This is a genomic window from Sphingopyxis sp. JAI128, assembly GCF_014207235.1.
Taxonomy (GTDB): Bacteria; Pseudomonadota; Alphaproteobacteria; order Sphingomonadales; family Sphingomonadaceae; genus Sphingopyxis.
Genome location: NZ_JACHDA010000006.1, coordinates 183,283 through 202,334, shown reverse-complemented (window position 1 = coordinate 202,334; position 19,052 = coordinate 183,283). Strand labels below are relative to the sequence as shown.

The window sequence follows — 19,052 nt, the reverse complement described above, 5'->3', positions numbered from 1 at the left end:
GCCGTATTATTACGGCAATACAGTTATGGCAACTGCTCTTCCGGCGGTACCGGCATCGAAACGCTGTTGCCGCTGACCGATGGCCGCTCGGGACGCCGCGCGACCGCGATTCCCAGCCCGATGAGCGCGGCGATGCCGCCCGCGATCGACAGCGCCGCCCAACGATAATTTTCGAACGCGGTCGAAAAACCCATCGCGATGATCGGGATCAGCACGCTCGACCAGGCGGCCTGCCCCGGTCCGACGGCCCGGATAACGTTGAAATAGAGCGGAAAGGTCACCGCGCTCGCGACGATGCCCAGATAAAGGACCCCGCCGACATAGGCGGCGGTGGGCTCGATCGCCGGCGGACCCGTCGTCGCCCACGCATAGCAGCCGTCGGCGATCGCGCCGAACAGCATTGCCCAGGCGATCATCACCACCATCGGCTGCGAGCGGGCCATGCGCGTTCCCTGCATGATATTCGCGGTCGATGCGCTCAGCACGCCGGCAAGGGTCAGCGTGGTGCCGATCAGTACCTCGTCCGCGCCGACCGCGGCAACGCGATATTCGTGAAGGATCATCAGCCCGACGCCGACGATCGCGATCCCCGCCCCGGCCAGAAAGCGGCGCTCGAGCGGCGTCTTGAGGAACGCGCGGCCAAGGAGCGTATTGGGAACGATGAGCAGCGCGAACAGCACCGCGACGAGCCCCGAAGTGATATGCTGCTCGGCGCGATAGACGAAATTGAAGTTGAAGGTGAACTGCGCGACGCCGAGCACCGCCGCAAACGCCATCGCGCGGAAATCGAGCAGCAAATGTTCGCGGCGCACCATCGCAAATGCGAACATCGCGACCGCCGCGACCGCAAAGCGATAGGTCACCGACCAGCTGGGCGGCACGATCCCGAGCTGACCCTTGATGACGATCCATGTCGAGCCCCAGATCAGCGTCACCAGCGCAAAAGGCAGCAGGATACGCGGACTGAGCAGCGTCGGCTGCTCGCTGGTCATAGCGAGCCGATCGCGGCTGCCAGCGGCGCGACCGCCTGCGCATCCTGGTCCCAGCTGACGACAAGCCGAGCCGCCCCTTCGCCCCAGTCATAAAAGTCGAACCCTGCGGCGCGCAGCTTCGCGGCCTCTTCGGCGGTGAGGCGAACGAACAGCTCGTTCGCCTCGACCGGATACATCAAGCGGCTGCCGCATGCCGCCGCGAGCTTGGCGGCGCCGGCGTTGGCCGCGCGGGCATTCGCCAGCCACAGATCGTCTTTCAGCATCGCCCGGATCTGCGCCGCGACGAAGCGCCCCTTGCTGAGCAGGTGGCCGCCGCGCTTCTTGAGTTCGCGAACGCCCGGGCCGCCGCTGCCGCCGAAAAAGACGATCGCTTCGGCCATCATCGCCCCATTTTTGGTGAAGCCGAAGGACAGCGCATCGACCCCGGCGCGCCAGGTGACGTCGGCCGGCGCGCGATCGAGATAGGCGACAGCATTGGCAAAGCGCGCGCCGTCCATATGCAGTTTCATGTCGCTACCCTTGGCGATTTCGCTGATCTCGCCGATCTCCGCTGCGCGCCAGGCGAGGCCATATTCGGTCGCGTTGGTGATGCTGATCGCGGCGGGCTGCACCTGGTGCACATCCTTGCGGATTCCGGCGATACGCGCCTTCAGCGCTTCGGTGTCGATCTTTGCCCCACGCCCCGGCACGGTCATCAACTTCGCGCCGCCCGAATAAAAGGTCGGCGCCCCGCATTCATCGACTTCGATATGGGCTTCCTCGTAACAGAGGATGCCTTGCCACGGTCGCACGAAATGCGCCAGGATGATGCTGTTCGCCGCGGTGCCGGTCGGGATCCACACGACTTCGCAGTTCGTTTCGAACAGGTCCGAAAAGGCGGCATCGAGCGACTGGCTGAGCGCGTCGCCGTCATAGGCGGTATCGACATGATTGGCGGCGGCCAGCGCTTCCATCACCAGAGGATGCACCGTCGCAGCATTGTCGGAGAAAAATCGGGTCGCAGTCACGATTCGCGCCTTAGCGCAGTCGCGCTGCCCTGCTAACCCTTGATTTCGGCTGCACGCCGCCCGGCGGATCGACCGCCTCTGCGGCCCCTGTCCCGCCCCTTCTCCTCAGGCCGAATAGCTGCGGTAAATGCGGCGCCCCATGCTGCGCGATTGACGCACCATATAGCGCCCGGGCAAAAGCAGGCTGAGCCGGGTGCCAAAGCGCGTCGTCTTCAGGGCTATCCGCGGCAGAAGGATCGAACAGGGCCGCCATTCATAAATGGCGGGGTCGATCGGCGTCGTGTTTTCCATAAACCACCTTGTGACCCAATGCGGCCTCTCCCGGATGGTTCCGATCCTGTTGTCGAACTCCACGAATAAAAATACCGCATCGCGCCGCCGCTGTCGCGGCAAGGGCGACAACGACGGTGACGGCGGGGCGCAAAAATCCCACCGCTCGGCAAGGCGAAGCAGGACGGCGCGACGAACCGAACGGCGCGCAAGTCATTAGGATGATTTAAGCCGGCTCCGCAAAGCGCCGACTCGATCAGCGGTCGCGCTTGGCCAGCAGCTTCAACCGCAGCGCGTTCAGCTTGATGAAGCCGGCCGCATCCTTCTGGTCATAGGCGCCGGCATCGTCCTCGAAGGTCACGTGGCGCTCGCTATAAAGGCTGTTCGGCGACTTTCGGCCGACGACACTCGCATTGCCCTTGTACAGTTTCAGCCGCACCGTGCCACCGACCTTTTCCTGGCTGTGGTCGATCGCCGCCTGCAGCATCTCGCGCTCGGGCGCGAACCAGAAGCCGTTGTAGATGAGCTCGGCATATTTCGGCATCAGCTCGTCTTTCATGTGCGCGGCGCCGCGATCGAGCGTGATGCTCTCGATCCCCCGATGCGCACGAGCGTAGATTTCGCCGCCCGGGGTTTCGTACATGCCGCGCGACTTCATGCCGACAAAGCGGTTCTCGACCAGGTCGAGCCGGCCGATGCCATGCTTGCGGCCGAGGTCGTTCAACGCCGCGAGCAGGCTTGCGGGCGACATCGCCTGCCCGTTCAGCGCAACGCCGTCGCCCTTCTCGAAATCGATTTCGATATATTCGGGCGTATCGGGCGCATCCTCGGGATTGACCGTGCGCGAATAGACATAGTCGGGGGTTTCATCCCACGGATTTTCGAGCACCTTGCCCTCCGACGAGGTGTGGAGGAGGTTGGCGTCGGTGCTGAACGGGCTTTCGCCGCGCTTGTCCTTCGGCACCGGAATCTGGTTCTTCTCGGCGAAGTCGATCAGCGCGGTGCGGCTGGTCAGATCCCATTCGCGCCACGGCGCGATGACCTTGATGTCGGGGTTGAGCGCATAGGCGCTGAGTTCGAAACGCACCTGGTCGTTGCCCTTGCCCGTCGCGCCGTGCGCGACCGCGTCGGCGCCGGTTTCCTTGGCGATCTCGACCAGCCGTTTCGAGATCAGCGGGCGCGCGATCGAGGTGCCGAGCAGATAGTCGCCCTCGTAACGCGCATTGGCGCGCATCATCGGGAAGACGAAGTCGCGGACGAATTCCTCGCGCAGGTCGTCGATATAGATATGTTCGGGCCGGATCCCCATCAGTTCGGCCTTGGCACGCGCGGGCTCGAGTTCCTCACCCTGCCCAAGGTCGGCGGTGAAGGTCACGACCTCGCAGCCATAGGTGACCTGCAGCCACTTCAGGATGACGCTGGTATCGAGGCCGCCCGAATAGGCGAGGACGACGCGCTTGAAGGACTCGGACATGCTGGCACCTTTGGCGAGGGAAGACGCGGGCGCGGCTAGCAGGGCGCCGCGGAAGGCGCAACCGCATAGGACGCAACAAACGAGTTGGCGGCTCGAGCGAAAGCCGGCCGAAATCTGCCGAACGTCCCGCGCGAATCCCTGTCCGGCGCCGTCCGGGCGCCCGTCGCCGCGCTTAAAGCGACAAAGGATGGGGACATATCAAGCGAAACTGCCTCCTTTGTCGCGATATCGTTGCAGGGAAGAAAGGAACGACTCGTCGGGTCGGGTTGGGACGTCATGAACGCGCTACCCGATGTGGTTGTCCGGAAACGGGCGATTACGGATATCCTCCCTGCGGCGAAGCCATGGGGACGACGCTTTCCTCGTCATCCCGGACTTGATCCGGGCTCCATGACCGCCAGCGCTGCGATGGATCCCGGATCAAGTCCGGAATGACGAATGTCTGGAATCCTCCAAAGCCGGCGCCTGAAAAAAGGCCTTTCCTACAATATCCGGCTATGCCAGCCTCCGTCCCAGCTCTTTCAGATGGTAGAAAAAGGCGCTTGTCCGCCGGTGGGCGCCAGCGATCGCGGCCGGGCGCGTCCCGCATCCCCGCGGCGGCCAATCGGGCGGCGCACAGGGCTGACTTTTACTGACCTTTGGACAGCTTCGCAGGCGGTGGCGGCTTCCCGCCCTTAAGCCGGACCCCGCGCACCGTCCGGGTCCAGACGCTCAAGATAGCGCCTCTCGGCCTCCGCCATATAGGCGCGCGTCAACGGCAGCGCGTGGCGGCTGCGCGCGAACTGTATCTGGTAATTGCCCATCCCGCCGCTCTCGAACGCCGCGGTCGCCCCGGCGAGATAGAAGCACCACATGCGGAAGAAGCGCGCGCCCATCATGGCGACGATCTCGTCCTCATGCGCCAAGGTGCGCGCATACCATTGGCGCAGGGTCAGCGCATAATGCAGGCGCAGCGTCTCGACGTCGGTCGCGATCAGCCGGCTTTTCTCGCTGGCCGCCAGCGTCTCGCTCAATGCCGGGATATAGCCGCCGGGGAAGATATATTTGCGCGTGAACGCGTCGGTCGACCCCGGCTTGCCGAAACGGCCGATCGTGTGGAGCAGCATCACGCCGTCGGCGGTCATCAGATTGGCCGCAGCGCGAAAGAAGGTTTCGAAATTGGCCGCGCCGACATGTTCGAACATCCCGACCGAGACGATGCGGTCGAACCGGCCCGGCTCACGCGCAGCAAGGTCGCGATAGTCGATCAGTTCGAACCGGACCCGGTCCGCCACTCCCGCCGCCTCGGCGCGCTGTCGGGCCAATGCGAGCTGTTCTTCGGATAGCGTGATCCCCAGCACCTCGACCGCTTCGAGCTTGGCGAGCGTGATCGCCATCCCGCCCCAGCCGCAACCGATGTCGAGGATGCGCTGTCCGGGCGCGAGCGCCAGCTTTGCCGCAATATGCGCCTTTTTCGCCGCCTGCGCCGCTTCCAGCGTCATGTCGGGCCGCGACCAGTATGCGCAGCTATATTGCATGTCCTCGTCGAGGAAGAGCCGGTAGAGGTCGTTGCCGATGTCGTAATGATGTTCGACGTTGGCGCGCGACTGGCGCTGGCGATTGATCGAACCGATCCGCGTCTTCACCCATTCGGCGCGGCGGCCCAGCCATGTCTTGTCGCGCAGTTTCGCCCCGCGGTCCCATGGCGTATTCATGCGGATCAGGCCGATCAGATCCATGATGTCGCCGTGAACCAGCTCCATCTCGCCATCCATGAACGCTTCGGCGGCGCCCAGCCGGGGGTCGAGGATGATGCGGCGCATCCCCCGGCGGCTGGTGAAACGGACGGTGACCTCGGGAAATCCGGGCGCCGGCTGGCCATAGTCTTCGCGCACGCCATCCGGCGTGACGACGGTCAGCCGCCCCTGACGCATGACCCGGGAGAGAAACGGACGCAAGATCGACATATTTTATCCACCGAACAATCGTACCGCGAAATGGTTCCGGTCAAATTCCCGCATACCATTCATAATCGATACGATCTTCCCAATAGCCACCCTTGCCCGCGCCGATCCGGCCAAGATGCGAAACCGCCTCGATGGTATCCACATATTTGGCGTGCTTGTAGCCCAGTTGCCGCTCGATCCGCAGGCGCAGCGGCGCGCCATTGGCGATCGGGAGCAGTTCATCGTTGAGCGCCCACGCCATGATCGTCTGCGGGTGCAGCGCATCGACCATGTCGCAGCTTTCATAATAAAGCGCGTCGCCGAGCCGGTCGGCGCAGCGGAAGACGATGTAGCGCGCGCTGTCCTTGACCCCCGCCGCGGCAAGGATGCGGCTGAGCTGCGGCCCGGTCCACTGTCCGATCGCGCTCCACCCTTCGACGCAGTCGTGCCGGGTGATCTGCGTTCGCTGCGGCATGGCGCGGATATCGGCCATCGACAGCGAGAGCGGCCGCGCGACCAGGCCGGTGACCTGCACGCGCCAGTCGACGAAACCCGCCGCGGCGTGCGCCGCATAGGCATCGCCCGGCGGCAATTTCGTCCCGTTCGAGCGGAAGGTCGGCGACAGGTCGGCGCGCGTAAATTCGCGGGCGAGCGCGTCCCGATCCATCAGCGCGCGCTGGCTGGCGCGGTTCATTTCTTCGCCCATCGACAAAATCTTGCGGACCGTGGGCGCCTCGTTGATCGCATCGCAGCCCGCGAGCAGCGGCAGCGCCCCCACTGCGGCCACAAGGCCGCCTGCGCGCGCGATGGCCTCGCGGCGCGGAAGGATAAGATCGCTCATGCCTCCTGGTCCCTTTCGGGCGGGAGCCGGAACCGGCCGGTGAGCATCGACCGGATTTCATTGACCGGCCCGGCGAGCACCACCATCGCGATATGGACAAGGAAGAAGAGGACAAGCGCCCAAGCGGCAAGGAAGTGGATCGACCGCGCCGACTGGCGCCCGCCGAACAGGTCGAGCAGCCAAGGCGCCGACGCGTTCATGCCGGGCGACATGGTGAGGCCGGTGGCGATCATCAGCGGCAGCAGGACAAAGATGACGCCGATGTAGCTCAGTTTCTGAAGGATATGATAGCGGGCGGCGGCCTGCCCTCTCGGGAAGCGGAGGCGCGCGTGATTCTTCACATCCTGCCAGATATGGCGCGGTCCCCATTCGGCGCGGCGGATGTGCAGGTCCTTTTTCAAATGCCCACCGAAGAGGCTCCAAAGCATGTAGAGTGTCAGGCTGATTGCCAAAACCCACGCGAAGAGTAGGTGCCAGCGGCGCCCGTCGGCAAGGCTGTAGCCGGTCGGAATCGTCGCCCAGCCGGGAAAAGCCCAAGTCTGCTCGGCGCCCTTGGCATCGGTCCAGCGTCCCAATACCCCGGTCGTCTCGATCCGCGTTTCGCCGATACGTACGAATCCCGTCTTCGGCGTCGAACCGACCGCGAACCAGGCATAGTCGGGGTTCGCGCCATATTGACCCCAATAAAGGCGGGGATGGGCGTTGAAGATCATGAGTCCGCTCATCAGGAGAACAACCAGCGTGACGGCATTGACCCAATGCCAGACGCGTACGGGCAGCCGGTGGCGATAGACGCGCACTGGCTCCGGTTTCTCGGAAGCGACGGGATTTTCAGGCTCGGCCATGGTCCCGGTTCGCTCCTTCTTCCCGCTTGGTTACGCGACGGCCTCCGCCGCATATTCCTCGCGGTAGCGCGTGCGCAAGCTGACCTTATCGATCTTTTCGCTGCCCAGCTTGGGCAAGGCGTCGTTCGACATCCAGATTCGGCACGGCACCTTATAGGGTGCAAGGCGGGCGTTGAGGAAGGCGACCAGTTCCTCGGCCGTCACATTGCTGCCGGGTTTCATCCAGACCACCGCGCCGACGCATTCGCCAAGCCGCTCGTCGGGAAGGCCGAACACAGCGCATTCGTTCGTTTCGGCATGTTCGTAGATCGCCGCTTCGACTTCCTGGCAGCTGATATTCTCACCGCCGCGGATGATGATGTCCTTCTTGCGGTCGACGATGAACAGATAGCCGTCGGCGTCGAGGTAGCCGAGGTCGCCCGAACGGAAATAGCCATTTTCGAAGAAGGCGGCCCTGGTCGCGGGCTCATTGTTCCAATAACCTTCGAAATTGCATACCGAGCGGATGCACACTTCGCCGACGCCGCCGTCCGGTACCGGCTCGCCACTATCATCGAGAATCGCGAGGTCGACGAGCGGTTTCGACGCCGGGCCCGTCGACAGCGGCTTTTCGACGTAATTTTCGTTGATGATGCCGCACCCGACCGCGTTGGTTTCGGTGAGGCCGTAACCGAGCAAAGGCTTGGCCTCCCCCATCTCCGACGCAAGACGGCGCACATGTTCGGGCGGGCGCGGAGCGCCACCGCCGGCGTAGCTCTTGCACGTCGACAGGTCGTAATTCTTGCGGTTCGGGCTGACGAGTATCTCATAGCTCATCAGCGGCACTCCGACGAAATAATTGCATTTCTCATCCTGGATCAGCCGCATCGCCTCGTCGGCGTTCCATTTGGGCATCAGCACGAGTTTACGGCCCAAAGCGAAGCTTTGCAGGAACACGGGGATTTCGGCGGTGACATGGAACAGCGGCGTGCAGATGAGCGTCGCAGGCTGGATCTCCGACATCTGGCCGTCTTCGGTCAGCAAATGGACGATGCTCGCGGTCTGCGTGACATAGTTGAAAATCGCCTGCACCACGGCTTCGTGCCGCGAATAGGCACCCTTCGACTGCCCCGTCGATCCCGATGTGAAAAGGATGGTCGCGAGATCCTGCCCGGTCAGCGTCGGCAGCACCGTCTCCGCATTGCCTTTCGACGCGATCGGCGCGATCGCTTCGTCGATCGACTGCGCGATATCGAGCGTGACGATTGTCGCGCCATGCTCGATACCGTTAAGCCGCGCGGCGCGCTGCGGGTCGGCGATCACCAGCGTCGCTTCGCTGTCGATGATCCCCGCGGCGAGTTCGCCCCCCTGCCACCAGCCATTGAGCAAGGTCGCGCAGCCGCCCGCCATCAATATCCCGATATAGGAGACGCACCAGGCGTTGGCGTTGCGCATTGCCAACCCGACGCGATCGCCTCGCTCGATGCCAAAGCCTTCTACCAGCCCCGCGGCGACCTGCCGCGCCGCCAGATAGACCTGCTTGAACGACAATCGCTCGTCGCCTTCGACAAGAAAGGTCGCGTCGCCATGCTGCGCCGCGAAAAAAGCGACATAATCGGCGAGGTTGGTCGGCGCATTGGTGATGAAGGGAAGCTGTCGGCCGAAGCGTTCGACGGACCCGACCTGGATCGGTCCGCCCGGACCGGTGATCAGATTATAGGCGGCTTCCAGGCGCAAATCGAGCGCTGATGGCATCTTGTATCTCTCCTCTTGGTCTCGCTCGCCATACCCCTTATGGGGAGGCCTCTCCTGGGGAAGGACAGCGCGACTATATGTTTCTTTTTGCAACCTTAGCCGAAGCAACGCAATATGTGAACTTTCACGATCTCATGGGCGAGAACTCCGAGATCGCATTCAGCGTCTTCGGCCTGCCGATCCGCTGGTATGCGCTTGCCTATCTCGCTGGGATTTTCGTTGGTTACTGGTATCTGCTCAAGCTGATTGCGCAGCCCGGCGCCCCGATGGCGCGGCGCCATGCCGACGATATGATCTTCTATGCGATGCTCGGGATTATCCTCGGCGGGCGGCTCGGCTATGTGCTCTTCTACAACCTTGGAAACTATATCGAGAAGCCGCTCGAAATCTTCAAATTATGGGATGGCGGCATGTCGCTCCACGGCGGCGTCGTGGGCGTGCTGATCGCGATCTGGTATGTGACGAGGAAGGAGAAACTGAGCTTCCTGCGGTTCTGCGACTATGTCGCCTGCGTCGTGCCCTTCGGGCTCTTTTTCGGCCGCCTCGCCAATTTCGTGAACGGCGAACTGTGGGGGCGCGCGACGACCGTGCCCTGGGCGATCATTTTTTCCGGTAGTGGCACAATGGACCCGCGCCACCCGAGCCAGCTTTATGAAGCGGGGCTGGAGGGGATCGTGATGTTCGCAATCCTCGCCTTCTTCTTCTGGCGCACCGATGCGCGCTACAAGCCGGGCTTCTTGTTCGGCCTCGCAGCGATCATCTATGGCCTCAGCCGCTTTGCGGTCGAGTTCGTGCGCGAACCCGACGCTCAGCTTGGCACCCTGTCGTGGGGGCTGACGATGGGGCAAACGCTGACCGTCCCGATGCTGCTCGCAGGTGCTTGGCTGGTCGCGACCGCGAAGGGACGCCGCCAGCGGATCGAACCGGTGGCCGGAACCGACAGCATTGCGTGACGGCCCGCCGACCCCGAACGAACTGATCAGCGCAATCGCGGCCGCCCGGCCGGTCACGGTCGCCGACTATATGGCCGCTGCGAACGCGCGTTATTATGCCACGCGCGACCCACTCGGCGCGGCGGGCGATTTCACGACTGCGCCCGAAGTGAGCCAGATGTTCGGCGAGATGGTCGGCGTCTGGATCGCCGATCTCTGGTCGCGTGCGGGCAGTCCGGCGTTCCATTATGTCGAGCTTGGCCCCGGCCGTGGGACGCTCACCGTCGATGCGCTGCGGACAATGGCGCGCTTCGGCTGCACGCCGACCGGCATCGATCTGGTCGAGACGAGCCCGACGCTGCGCGCCGCGCAGCGCGTGCGCCTGCCCGGCGCCGCGCATCATGACGAGGTCGATGCGCTGCCAGACGACACGCCGTTGATCATCGTCGCCAACGAATTTTTCGACGCGCTGCCGATCCATCAATATGTCCGTACCGGCATAGGTTGGCGCGAGCGCATGGTCGAGCGGCGCGACGGCGTGCTGGCGCCGGTCGCGGGCGTCATTCCCGCCGAGGAAGCCGTGTCGCCTTCACTCCGCGACAAGCCCGAGGGGACGATCGTCGAGACCGCGCCGGTCTCGGCCGCGGTCATGCAGCGCCTAGCCTTTCGGCTTGCGCGGCAAAGCGGCGCGATGCTGGCGATCGACTATGGCTATAGCGGCCCTGCGGCGGGCGACACGTTGCAGGCGGTCAAGGCGCACCGCTTTGCCGATCCCTTCGCCAATCCGGGCGAGGTCGACCTGACCGCGCATGTCGATTTCGCTTCGCTGGCCGGCGCTGCGAGCGGCGCGGGCGTAGCCGTGACCCCGCTCGCAACGCAGGGCGAGTGGCTGCGGCGGCTGGGCATCGACGCGCGACTGCAATCGCTCGCCGCCGCCGCTCCTGCCCGCGCCGACGAATTGCAGGGCCAGCGGGACCGGCTCGTCGAGCCAAAAGCAATGGGCGACCTGTTCAAGGTGATGGCTTTCACCGCCAGGGACTGGCCCACGCCTGCAGGATTCACAGGAGACTCTGCATGACCCCCATTCGATTGGCCAAGCCCGGAGATGCCGAAGCGATCGCCGCCTTTGCCAACGGAGCGTTCACCCACACCTTCGGGCATATCTACGACCCCGCCGACCTCGCGAGCTTCCTCGCCGACTGGAATCCGCCCGAACGCGTGCGCGCGCAGATCGCGAGCGACGATCACGACATCGCGCTGGTGCGAAACGATGCGGGCGCGATTCTCGGCTATATCAAGATGGGGCCGCTCGATTTCGAGCTGCCAAAGGGCCAGCCGACCGACAGCGCGGTCGAACTGCACCAGCTCTATGTCGCCGAAGCCGCCAAGGGCACGGGCGTCGCGGCGGCGTTGATGGACTGGGGTATCGACTGGGCGCGGGCACGCGCCGCCATCCTCTACCTCAGCGTCTTCACCGAGAACGACCGCGCGCAGGCCTTTTATCGCCGCTACGGCTTTTACGACGTCGGTCGCAACGCCTTTCGCGTCGGCAATCATATCGACGAAGACCGTTTTTTCAGGCTCGACCTGTGAGCGCGCCGTTCGTCACCGCGCCGACGCTGGGCGGCATCGCCCACGGCTTTTTCGGGCGCCACGGCGGCGTCTCGGCGGGCGACCTCGCCTCGCTCAATTGCGGGCTCGGGTCGGGCGACGACCCGGCATTGATTGCGGAGAACCGCCGGCGCGTGACCGATGCCGCGCTGCCGGGCGCGGCCTTGGCCGGCCTGTATCAGGTTCACGGCAATCGCTGCATCACCGTTGACGAAGACAGCGACCTTGCCGCACGACCCGAGGCAGACGCCCTCGCCACGCGGACGCCGGGCATATTGCTCGGCATCCTGACCGCCGACTGCATCCCCGTGCTGTTCGCCGACCGCGAGGCCGGGGTCGTCGGCGCGGCGCATGCAGGGTGGAAGGGCGCGATCGCGGGGGTCACCGACGCGACGCTCGATGCGATGGAAAGCCTCGGCGCGCGGCGCGCCAACATCGCCGCCGCGATCGGCCCGTGCATCGGCCGCGCCTCCTATGAGGTCGACGACGGCTTCGTGCAGCGCTTCGTCGCCGACGACCCCGCGAACGAACGCTTCTTTGCTGCAGGAAGGCCCGGCCATGCGATGTTCGACATCGCCGCCTATGTCGCCGCGCGCCTTGCCGCGGCCGGCGTCGCGCGAATTGCCATCGGCGGACAGGACACCTATGCCTTGCCCCAAGATTATTTCAGCTATCGCCGCGCGTGCCATAAAGGGGAAAATTCCTATGGTCGCCAATTGTCGGTGATCGGGCTGGCGGGAGGATAAGAGGCAAGATGACGCGCACGCGCTGGCTGGGATTGATCGGCGGGATGCTCGTTTTTGGCATCATGCTCCTGATCCCCGCCCCCGCGGGCATGGAAGTCACCGCCTGGCGCGTCGCGGCGCTGACCGTCCTGATGGCGATCTGGTGGATGACCGAGGCGCTGCCGCTGACCGTCACCGCGCTCCTCCCCTTTCTGACCGTGCCCGCTTTCGGCGTGATGGACGCCAATGCGATCGCGAAGGAATATTATTCGCCGATCCTGTTCCTGATCCTCGGGGGGGCCTTCCTGGCGCTCGCGATCGAGCGCGTCGGGTTGCACCGCAGGCTGGCACTCGCACTGCTCAAGCGCGCCTCTCCCACCGCATCGGGCCTGCTCTTCGCCTTCATGGCGGCAACCGCGCTGCTCAGCATGTTCATTTCGAACACCTCGACGACGCTGATCATGATCCCGATCGCGCTCGCGGTCGTTCGCGCCGGCGGCGTGCGGGACGGCGAGACCGACGGCTTTGCCGGTGCGGTGATGATGGGCATCGCCTTCGCCGCCTCGCTCGGCGGGCTCGGCACGCTCGTCGGCAGCCCGACCAATGCGATTGCCGCCGGGCTGATCGAAAAGGCGCTGGGTCTGCGCATCGCCTTTCTCGACTGGGCGATCTATGGCGTACCCGTCGTCTTGCTGTCGGTGCCCGTCGCGATGCTCGCAGTCGCGCGCGTCCAGCGACTGGCCGATCATCCGTTCGAGGGCACGGCGGCCGCCACGGCGCTCGGCAACCAGGCGATCTGGTCGACCGCCGAACGCCGCGTCGTGCCGATCTTCCTCCTCGTCCTTGTCGCATGGATCGCGCAGCCCTGGCTCGAACCTATGCTGCCCGACGGCGCGCTGACCGACGGCACGATCGCGGTCGCGGGCAGTCTGCTGCTCTTCGTCCTTCCCGACGGCAGCGGCCGCCCGCTGCTGCTCTGGAAGGAAGCCGACCGCGCGCCGTGGGGCGTCATCATGATGTTCGGCGGCGGGCTCGCGCTCGCCGCCGCGATCACCGCGAGCGGCCTCGCGGCATGGCTCGGCGCCGTGCTCGCCCCGCTGGGCAGCGTGCCGACAATCCTGCTCGCCGCGACGATCGTCGCGCTGACGATCCTCGTCACCGAATTTGCGAGCAATGTCGCAACCGCGAGCGGGATCATGCCCGTGCTCGCGGCGCTGATTGCGGCGACGGGGGTTGACCCGATCCTGCTCGCGCTGCCCGTCGCCATGGCCGCCAGCTGGGGTTTCATGCTGCCGTCGGGCACCGGCCCCAACGCGCTTGCCTGGGCGACCGGCCATATCGCGCTGCCGCGCATATTGAAGGCGGGGTTTGCGCTCGACATCATCGGCGTCCCACTGCTCATCGGGGTCATCTGGGCGATCGCGCTGATCGGTTGAGCCACGCAATATAGTTTCAAACGAAACTTCGAACGCTATAAGGACCGCCACATTCAAGGAGCATCTCATGGCCATGCGCGGCAAACCCAAGACGAACAACAAGAAAATCGGCGACAAGGACCTCAGCCCGGCAACGCTGATGATGGGACTCGGCTATGATCCCGTGCTTTCCGAAGGATCGCTGAAGCCGCCGATCTTCCTGACCTCGACCTTCGCCTTCGAAAGCGCGGCAGCGGGCAAGCGATTTTTCGAGCATATCACCGGCAAGCGCGAAGGGCCGGCCGACGGGCTCGTCTATTCGCGCTTCAATGGCCCGAACCAGGAAATCCTCGAGGATCGCCTGGCGGTATGGGACGGCGCCGACGACAGCCTCGTCTTTTCGAGCGGCATGTCGGCGATCGCGACCCTGCTCCTCGCACTCGTCGACCAGAATGACGTGATCGTCCATTCGGGACCGCTCTACGCCGCGACCGAAACGTTGATCGCGCGCATCCTGTCGCGCTTCGGCGTCAGCTTCGTCGACTTCCCCGCCGGCGCGACGCGCGAGGAACTCGACGCGATCCTGGCGCGCGCAAAGGCATTGGCGGACGAAAAAGGCGGCAAGGTCGCGCTCGTCTATCTCGAAAGCCCCGCGAACCCGACCAACGCGCTCGTCGATGTCGAGGCAGTGCGTGCCGCACGCGATGCCGCCTTCGCCGGCGACCAGAAGCCCGCGATCGCGATCGACAATACCTTCCTCGGCCCGCTGTGGCAGAAGCCGCTGAACCAGGGCGCCGAACTCGTCGTCTATAGCCTGACCAAATATGCCGGCGGCCATTCGGACCTCGTCGCGGGCGGCGTGTCGGGCGATCAGGCGCTGATCAACGCGATCCGCCCGATGCGCAACACGATCGGGACGATCTGCGACCCCAACACCGCGTGGATGCTGCTGCGCAGTCTCGAAACGCTCGAACTCAGGATGAGCCGCGCGGGCGAAAATGCGCTGAAGGTCTGCACCTACCTCCGCGATCATCCGAAGGTCGAAGGGCTCGGCTATCTGGGCTTCATCAGCGACGCGCGGCAGAAGGATATCTTCGACCGCCATTGCACCGGCGCGGGTTCGACCTTCTCGCTGTTCATCAGGGGCGGCGAGGAAGAAAGCTTCCGCTTCCTCGATGCGCTCAAGATCGCCAAGCTCGCGGTCAGCCTCGGCGGCACCGAGACGCTCGCGAGCCATCCCGCCGCGATGACTCACCTGTCGGTGCCGCAGGAACGCAAGACCGCGCTGGGCATCACCGACAACCTCGTGCGCGTGTCGATCGGGATCGAGGACGCCGACGACCTGATCGCCGATTTCGCGCAGGCGCTGGATGCGGTTTGACCGTCGCACCCTCTTAAAGCCACAAAAGCCCCGCATTCGCGGGTCGGGACTGTGTCCTTTGTGGCTTTAGGGCGGCGCCCGACGTACCGGCAGAATCGGCTGTCGCGGATCGGCGCTGGCGTCATTCCACGACGCTAATGCGCCGCGATTTTGTAGGACAGCGCTATTTTCGGGCGCGCCAGTCGACGACCCGCCAGCCCATTTTGGGAGCAAGCTGTTTCAGCTTGCGCGAAGGGGTCGTCGCCACCGCCTCATCGGCGAACCGCAGCATCGGGTGATCGGAGACATGGTCCGAATAGGCGCGGACATGCATCTGGTCGCGCGTCATTTCGTTCGCCGCAAGCCAGTCCGAAATGCGCGCGAACTTCGCATCGCCATAGCAATTGTCGCCCGCCAAGCGCGCGTGGATATGGTCGGTGCCATCGGGTTCGTCGAGCCGCGTCGCGAGAACATCGTCCATCCCCAGCCGCCGCGCGATCGCATCGACATAAAGATGGAAGGACGCCGTCGCGAGCAGCAGCCGATACCCCGCCTCGCGGTCGGCGGCGATCTGTTCGAGCGCCGCTGGGTGCAGACCGCGTGCGATCACCTTGTCGGCATAGCTTTCGGCGAGCGGAGCGATTTCGGTGCGGCGAAAGCGTTTTCCCACCAACAGCCGCAGATTGATCGCCTTCAGCCGTGACCGGTCGATCAGGCCCAGCGACCAGGCCACGCCGGCGAGCCCCACGAGTGGCAGCAGCAGCAGCCGCCATTGCTGGCGTTGCCGCGCAACATGCATGAGGAACCCGCTGTAAGTGCCTGAACGCGTTATCGTCCGGTCCATGTCGTACATCGCGACACGGTGCGCATAGTCGAGGATCGGCGTGGCGGGCGGGTCATCCATGACCCACCCCATAGTATCGGGCAGCATGGTGGCCAAGGGTCGACAAGCCATACCATGGATTCACTTGCCGCCGGGGGGTAAATAATACAATGTCGCCCGCACGATGGTGGCCAGGGCGGATTTCGAACATAGCGACGGTGCCGAAGGTGCCGAGGTTCGCTTCACCGGCCGGCTGACACTGGCGCGCCTGGGGGATGTCCCCGCGCGCCTCGACGCGCTCGGCCCGATCGCGACGCTCGACCTTTCGGCGCTCGAACGCATCGATACCGTCGGCGCGTGGATCGTGACCCGGACGGTGAACGAACATGGCGCGAAAATCGTCGGCGCCAGCCCCGACGCCGAACGATTGCTCGAAGCCCTTGCCAGCGACAAGAGCGAATATCGCGTTCATCGCGACCGGCGTCCGGCATGGATCCGCATGCTCGAACAGGTTGGGACCGCGAGCACCGCGATCTGGCACGAGTTGCTTGGCATCGTCGGCTTCTTCGGCGCGATGATCGTCGCGCTCGGTACCCAGATTCGCGCCCGCCGCCGCCTGCGCTGGAATGCGGTGGTCACGCGTTTCCAGACCGTCGGCGTCGATGCGCTGCCGATCATCGGGCTGATGAGCTTCCTGATCGGGATCGTCATCGCGCAGCAGGGGGCGGTCCAACTCGAACAATTCGGGCTCGAGGTATTCACGATCAACCTTGTCGGCCGCGCGTCGATCCGCGAGCTTGGCCTGCTGATGACCGCGATCATGGTCGCCGGCCGCTCTGGATCGGCCTTTGCCGCGCAGATCGGCACGATGAAACTGACCGAAGAGGTCGACGCGATGCGAACGATCGGCGTGTCGCCGATGGAAGCGATCGTGCTTCCCCGCGTCGCGGCCTCGACGATCACCATGCCGCTGCTCGGATTTTACGCCAGCCTCTGCGCGATCGCCGGCGGCGGCGCCTTTGTCTGGATCGGGCTCGACATTCCGCCGCTCACCTATATCCAGCGCCTGCGCGAAATCATCCCGATGACCGATTTCTGGATCATGCTGATCAAGGCGCCGGTGTTCGGCATATTGATCGGCGTCACCGGTTGTTACGAAGGCATGCAGGTTCGCCAGAATGCCGAGGAAGTCGGCAAGCGCACCACGTCGGCGGTGGTGGCCGCGATCTTCCTCGTCATCGTGCTCGATGCCCTGTTCGCCGTCTTTTTCTCTTCGCTCGGATGGAATTGATGAGCGAAGAGGATCGAAACCATATCAGCGAAGAGCTTGCTGCGGCCGACGCCGTGCGCCCCGAAAAGTTCGAGAATGCGATCTGCATTCGCGGGCTCAGGAACCAGTTCGGGGACGCGGTGATCCACGACGGGCTCGACCTCGACGTCCAATCGGGCGAGATATTGGGCGTCGTCGGCGGATCGGGTACCGGCAAATCGGTGCTGATGCGTTCGATCATCGGCCTCCAGACGCCGACCGCCGGCGAGATCGAGGTCTATGGCAAGACGCTCGACACGATCGCCGACGAAGAGGAATCGCGCGACCTGCGCCGGCGCTGGGGGGTGATGTTCCAGGGGGGGGCGCTGTTCTCGACACTCAGCGTCGCGGAGAATATCCAGGTCCCCTTGCGCGAATTCTACCCGCGGCTCGACCAGCGGCTGCTCGACGAGATTGCCGCCTACAAGGTCGCGATGGTCGGGCTGCCCCCCGACGCGGGCCCCAAATTTCCCGCCGAACTGTCGGGAGGCATGGTCAAGCGCGCCGGTCTTGCGCGCGCGCTCGCGCTCGACCCGGCGCTGCTGTTCCTCGACGAACCGACCGCGGGGCTCGACCCGATCGGCGCCGCCAAGTTCGACGAGCTGATCCGCGAACTTGCCGACACGATGGGCCTCACCGTCTTTCTGATCACGCACGATCTCGACTCGCTCTATGCAACCTGCGACCGGGTCGCGGTATTGGCAGAGAAGAAGGTGATCGCCGTCGGAACGATCCCCGAACTGCTTGCCACCGAGCATCCGTGGATACAGGATTATTTCAATGGCCCCCGCGGGCGCGCAGCCGCAGGCTGCAACATCGCCACCGAGCGGCAGGATAGGAAAAGCTGATGGAAACACGGTCGAACAATGTGCTCGTCGGCGCTTTCGTCCTCCTCTTCACCGCGGCGCTCGCCTTTTTCGTCGTCTGGCTCGCCAACGACAGCGGCGGCGCCAAGCGCGAATATGATATATTTTTCAAACAGTCGGTCGACGGACTGAACAAGGGCGCACAGGTGCAGTTTTCGGGCGTGCCGTCGGGGCAGGTGCGCGAAATCGCGCTATGGCCCGACGATCCGCAATTCGTGCGGGTGCGGATCGAGGTCGATGAGGGCGTGCCCGTCCTGCAAGGAACCACGGCGGCGCTGGAAGGCGTCGGCTTTACCGGTGTGTCGCAGATTTCGCTGTCGGGCGCCGTCAAGGGTGCGCCCCCCATCGCCGACAAGGGGCCAGCGGGCAAGCCTGTGATCCCCGCGCGCGTCGGGGGTCTTGGCGAATTGCTCAACACCGCGCCGCAATTGCTCCAGCGCCTGTCGACGCTGACCGAGCGGCTGGCCGAACTGGCCGACGATGAAAATCAAGCGAGCCTTCGCGGAATCCTGAACAATGTCGAGGCGTCGACCGCGATCCTCGCGCGCAACGGCCCTGCCATCGAACGCGCGCTCGCCGATACGCGCATCGCGATCCAGCAGACAGGCAATGCGGCCGAGCAGATCGGCAACCTCGCCGCGTCGGCGCAGGGCACGATCGACCGCAATGTCGATCCCGCGATGGCAAACCTGCGCGACACGCTGAAATCGGCCAATGCGTCGATGGCGACGCTGGAGGCCGCTATTTCCGACGCGCGCCCGGGGCTCAAAACCTTCAGCGAAACGACGATCCCCGAGGCGAATGCCCTGATCCGCGACCTGCGCCGCACCTCCGCCTCGCTGTCCAGCCTGACCGACAAGCTCGACCAGCAAGGCGCCGGGGCGATCATCGGCGGCAGCAAGCTGCCCGATTACAAGCAATGA

18 protein-coding genes are annotated in these 19,052 nt (G+C 64.6%); 9 read left to right on the top strand and 9 right to left on the bottom strand.

Annotated features, from left to right (window positions below; all coding sequences use genetic code 11):
* Positions 1 to 23: 23 nt before the first annotated feature.
* The 8 genes from HDC35_RS15490 to HDC35_RS15455 all read right to left on the bottom strand — a co-directional run bounded on the left by HDC35_RS15490 (position 24) and on the right by HDC35_RS15455 (position 9,088).
* A complete protein-coding gene (locus HDC35_RS15490) occupies positions 24 to 992 on the bottom strand; it encodes a DMT family transporter (protein WP_184648275.1) in 969 nt (322 codons plus the stop codon).
* Entirely contained in the window at positions 989 to 1,999 is a 1,011-nt protein-coding gene (locus HDC35_RS15485) for a beta-eliminating lyase-related protein (RefSeq protein WP_184648274.1), read from the bottom strand. Before HDC35_RS15485 ends, HDC35_RS15490 begins: the two co-directional genes overlap by 4 nt.
* A gap of 105 nt (positions 2,000 to 2,104) precedes the next feature.
* A complete protein-coding gene (locus HDC35_RS15480; protein WP_184648273.1) occupies positions 2,105 to 2,290 on the bottom strand; it encodes a hypothetical protein in 186 nt (61 codons plus the stop codon).
* Positions 2,291 to 2,525: 235 nt separating this feature from the next.
* Positions 2,526 to 3,743 (bottom strand): argininosuccinate synthase, encoded by a 1,218-nt coding sequence (locus HDC35_RS15475; protein WP_184648272.1) that lies wholly within the window; start codon positions 3,741 to 3,743, stop codon positions 2,526 to 2,528.
* A 674-nt stretch (positions 3,744 to 4,417) separates the two neighbouring features.
* Positions 4,418 to 5,689, bottom strand: coding sequence for a cyclopropane-fatty-acyl-phospholipid synthase family protein (locus HDC35_RS15470; protein WP_184648271.1), 1,272 nt, complete (start codon positions 5,687 to 5,689; stop codon positions 4,418 to 4,420).
* Between the two features lie 40 nt (positions 5,690 to 5,729).
* Positions 5,730 to 6,509 (bottom strand): molybdopterin-dependent oxidoreductase, encoded by a 780-nt coding sequence (locus HDC35_RS15465; protein ID WP_184648270.1) that lies wholly within the window; start codon positions 6,507 to 6,509, stop codon positions 5,730 to 5,732.
* On the bottom strand, positions 6,506 to 7,354 hold the full coding sequence (locus HDC35_RS15460; protein WP_184648269.1) for a cytochrome b/b6 domain-containing protein: 849 nt from the start codon (positions 7,352 to 7,354) through the stop codon (positions 6,506 to 6,508). Before HDC35_RS15460 ends, HDC35_RS15465 begins: the two co-directional genes overlap by 4 nt.
* A 30-nt stretch (positions 7,355 to 7,384) precedes the next feature.
* On the bottom strand, positions 7,385 to 9,088 hold the full coding sequence (locus HDC35_RS15455; protein WP_184648268.1) for a class I adenylate-forming enzyme family protein: 1,704 nt from the start codon (positions 9,086 to 9,088) through the stop codon (positions 7,385 to 7,387).
* Positions 9,089 to 9,165: 77 nt separating this feature from the next.
* Here HDC35_RS15455 and lgt point away from each other — a divergent pair, with 77 nt between their 5' ends.
* From lgt to HDC35_RS15425, 6 genes are all read left to right on the top strand, one after another.
* On the top strand, positions 9,166 to 10,041 hold the full coding sequence (lgt, locus tag HDC35_RS15450; RefSeq protein WP_184648267.1) for a prolipoprotein diacylglyceryl transferase: 876 nt from the start codon (positions 9,166 to 9,168) through the stop codon (positions 10,039 to 10,041).
* Positions 10,034 to 11,098, top strand: coding sequence for a class I SAM-dependent methyltransferase (locus tag HDC35_RS15445; protein ID WP_260397778.1), 1,065 nt, complete (start codon positions 10,034 to 10,036; stop codon positions 11,096 to 11,098). Before lgt ends, HDC35_RS15445 begins: the two co-directional genes overlap by 8 nt.
* Complete coding sequence (locus HDC35_RS15440; RefSeq protein WP_184648266.1) at positions 11,095 to 11,613, top strand: GNAT family N-acetyltransferase; 519 nt, start codon at positions 11,095 to 11,097, stop codon at positions 11,611 to 11,613. The genes HDC35_RS15445 and HDC35_RS15440 overlap by 4 nt, the downstream gene beginning before the upstream one ends.
* A complete protein-coding gene (pgeF, locus tag HDC35_RS15435) occupies positions 11,610 to 12,377 on the top strand; it encodes a peptidoglycan editing factor PgeF (protein WP_184648265.1) in 768 nt (255 codons plus the stop codon). Before HDC35_RS15440 ends, pgeF begins: the two co-directional genes overlap by 4 nt.
* A gap of 8 nt (positions 12,378 to 12,385) precedes the next feature.
* Positions 12,386 to 13,792, top strand: coding sequence for a DASS family sodium-coupled anion symporter (locus tag HDC35_RS15430; protein ID WP_184648264.1), 1,407 nt, complete (start codon positions 12,386 to 12,388; stop codon positions 13,790 to 13,792).
* 67 nt (positions 13,793 to 13,859) lie between these two features.
* Positions 13,860 to 15,152, top strand: a complete 1,293-nt coding sequence (locus HDC35_RS15425; protein WP_184648263.1) for a cystathionine gamma-synthase family protein — start codon at positions 13,860 to 13,862, stop codon at positions 15,150 to 15,152.
* Positions 15,153 to 15,315: 163 nt separating this feature from the next.
* Here the strand turns inward: HDC35_RS15425 and HDC35_RS15420 are convergent, their stop codons facing one another.
* Complete coding sequence (locus HDC35_RS15420; RefSeq protein ID WP_184648262.1) at positions 15,316 to 16,035, bottom strand: HAD family phosphatase; 720 nt, start codon at positions 16,033 to 16,035, stop codon at positions 15,316 to 15,318.
* A 103-nt stretch (positions 16,036 to 16,138) separates the two neighbouring features.
* Here HDC35_RS15420 and HDC35_RS15415 point away from each other — a divergent pair, with 103 nt between their 5' ends.
* Genes HDC35_RS15415 through HDC35_RS15405 form a run of 3 tightly spaced genes read left to right on the top strand, consistent with a single transcriptional unit; the run spans position 16,139 to position 19,052 of the window.
* Entirely contained in the window at positions 16,139 to 17,245 is a 1,107-nt protein-coding gene (locus HDC35_RS15415; protein ID WP_184648261.1) for an ABC transporter permease, read from the top strand.
* Entirely contained in the window at positions 17,245 to 18,111 is an 867-nt protein-coding gene (locus HDC35_RS15410) for an ABC transporter ATP-binding protein (RefSeq protein WP_184648260.1), read from the top strand. The genes HDC35_RS15415 and HDC35_RS15410 overlap by 1 nt, the downstream gene beginning before the upstream one ends.
* Positions 18,111 to 19,052, top strand: coding sequence for an MlaD family protein (locus HDC35_RS15405; RefSeq protein WP_184648259.1), 942 nt, complete (start codon positions 18,111 to 18,113; stop codon positions 19,050 to 19,052). Before HDC35_RS15410 ends, HDC35_RS15405 begins: the two co-directional genes overlap by 1 nt.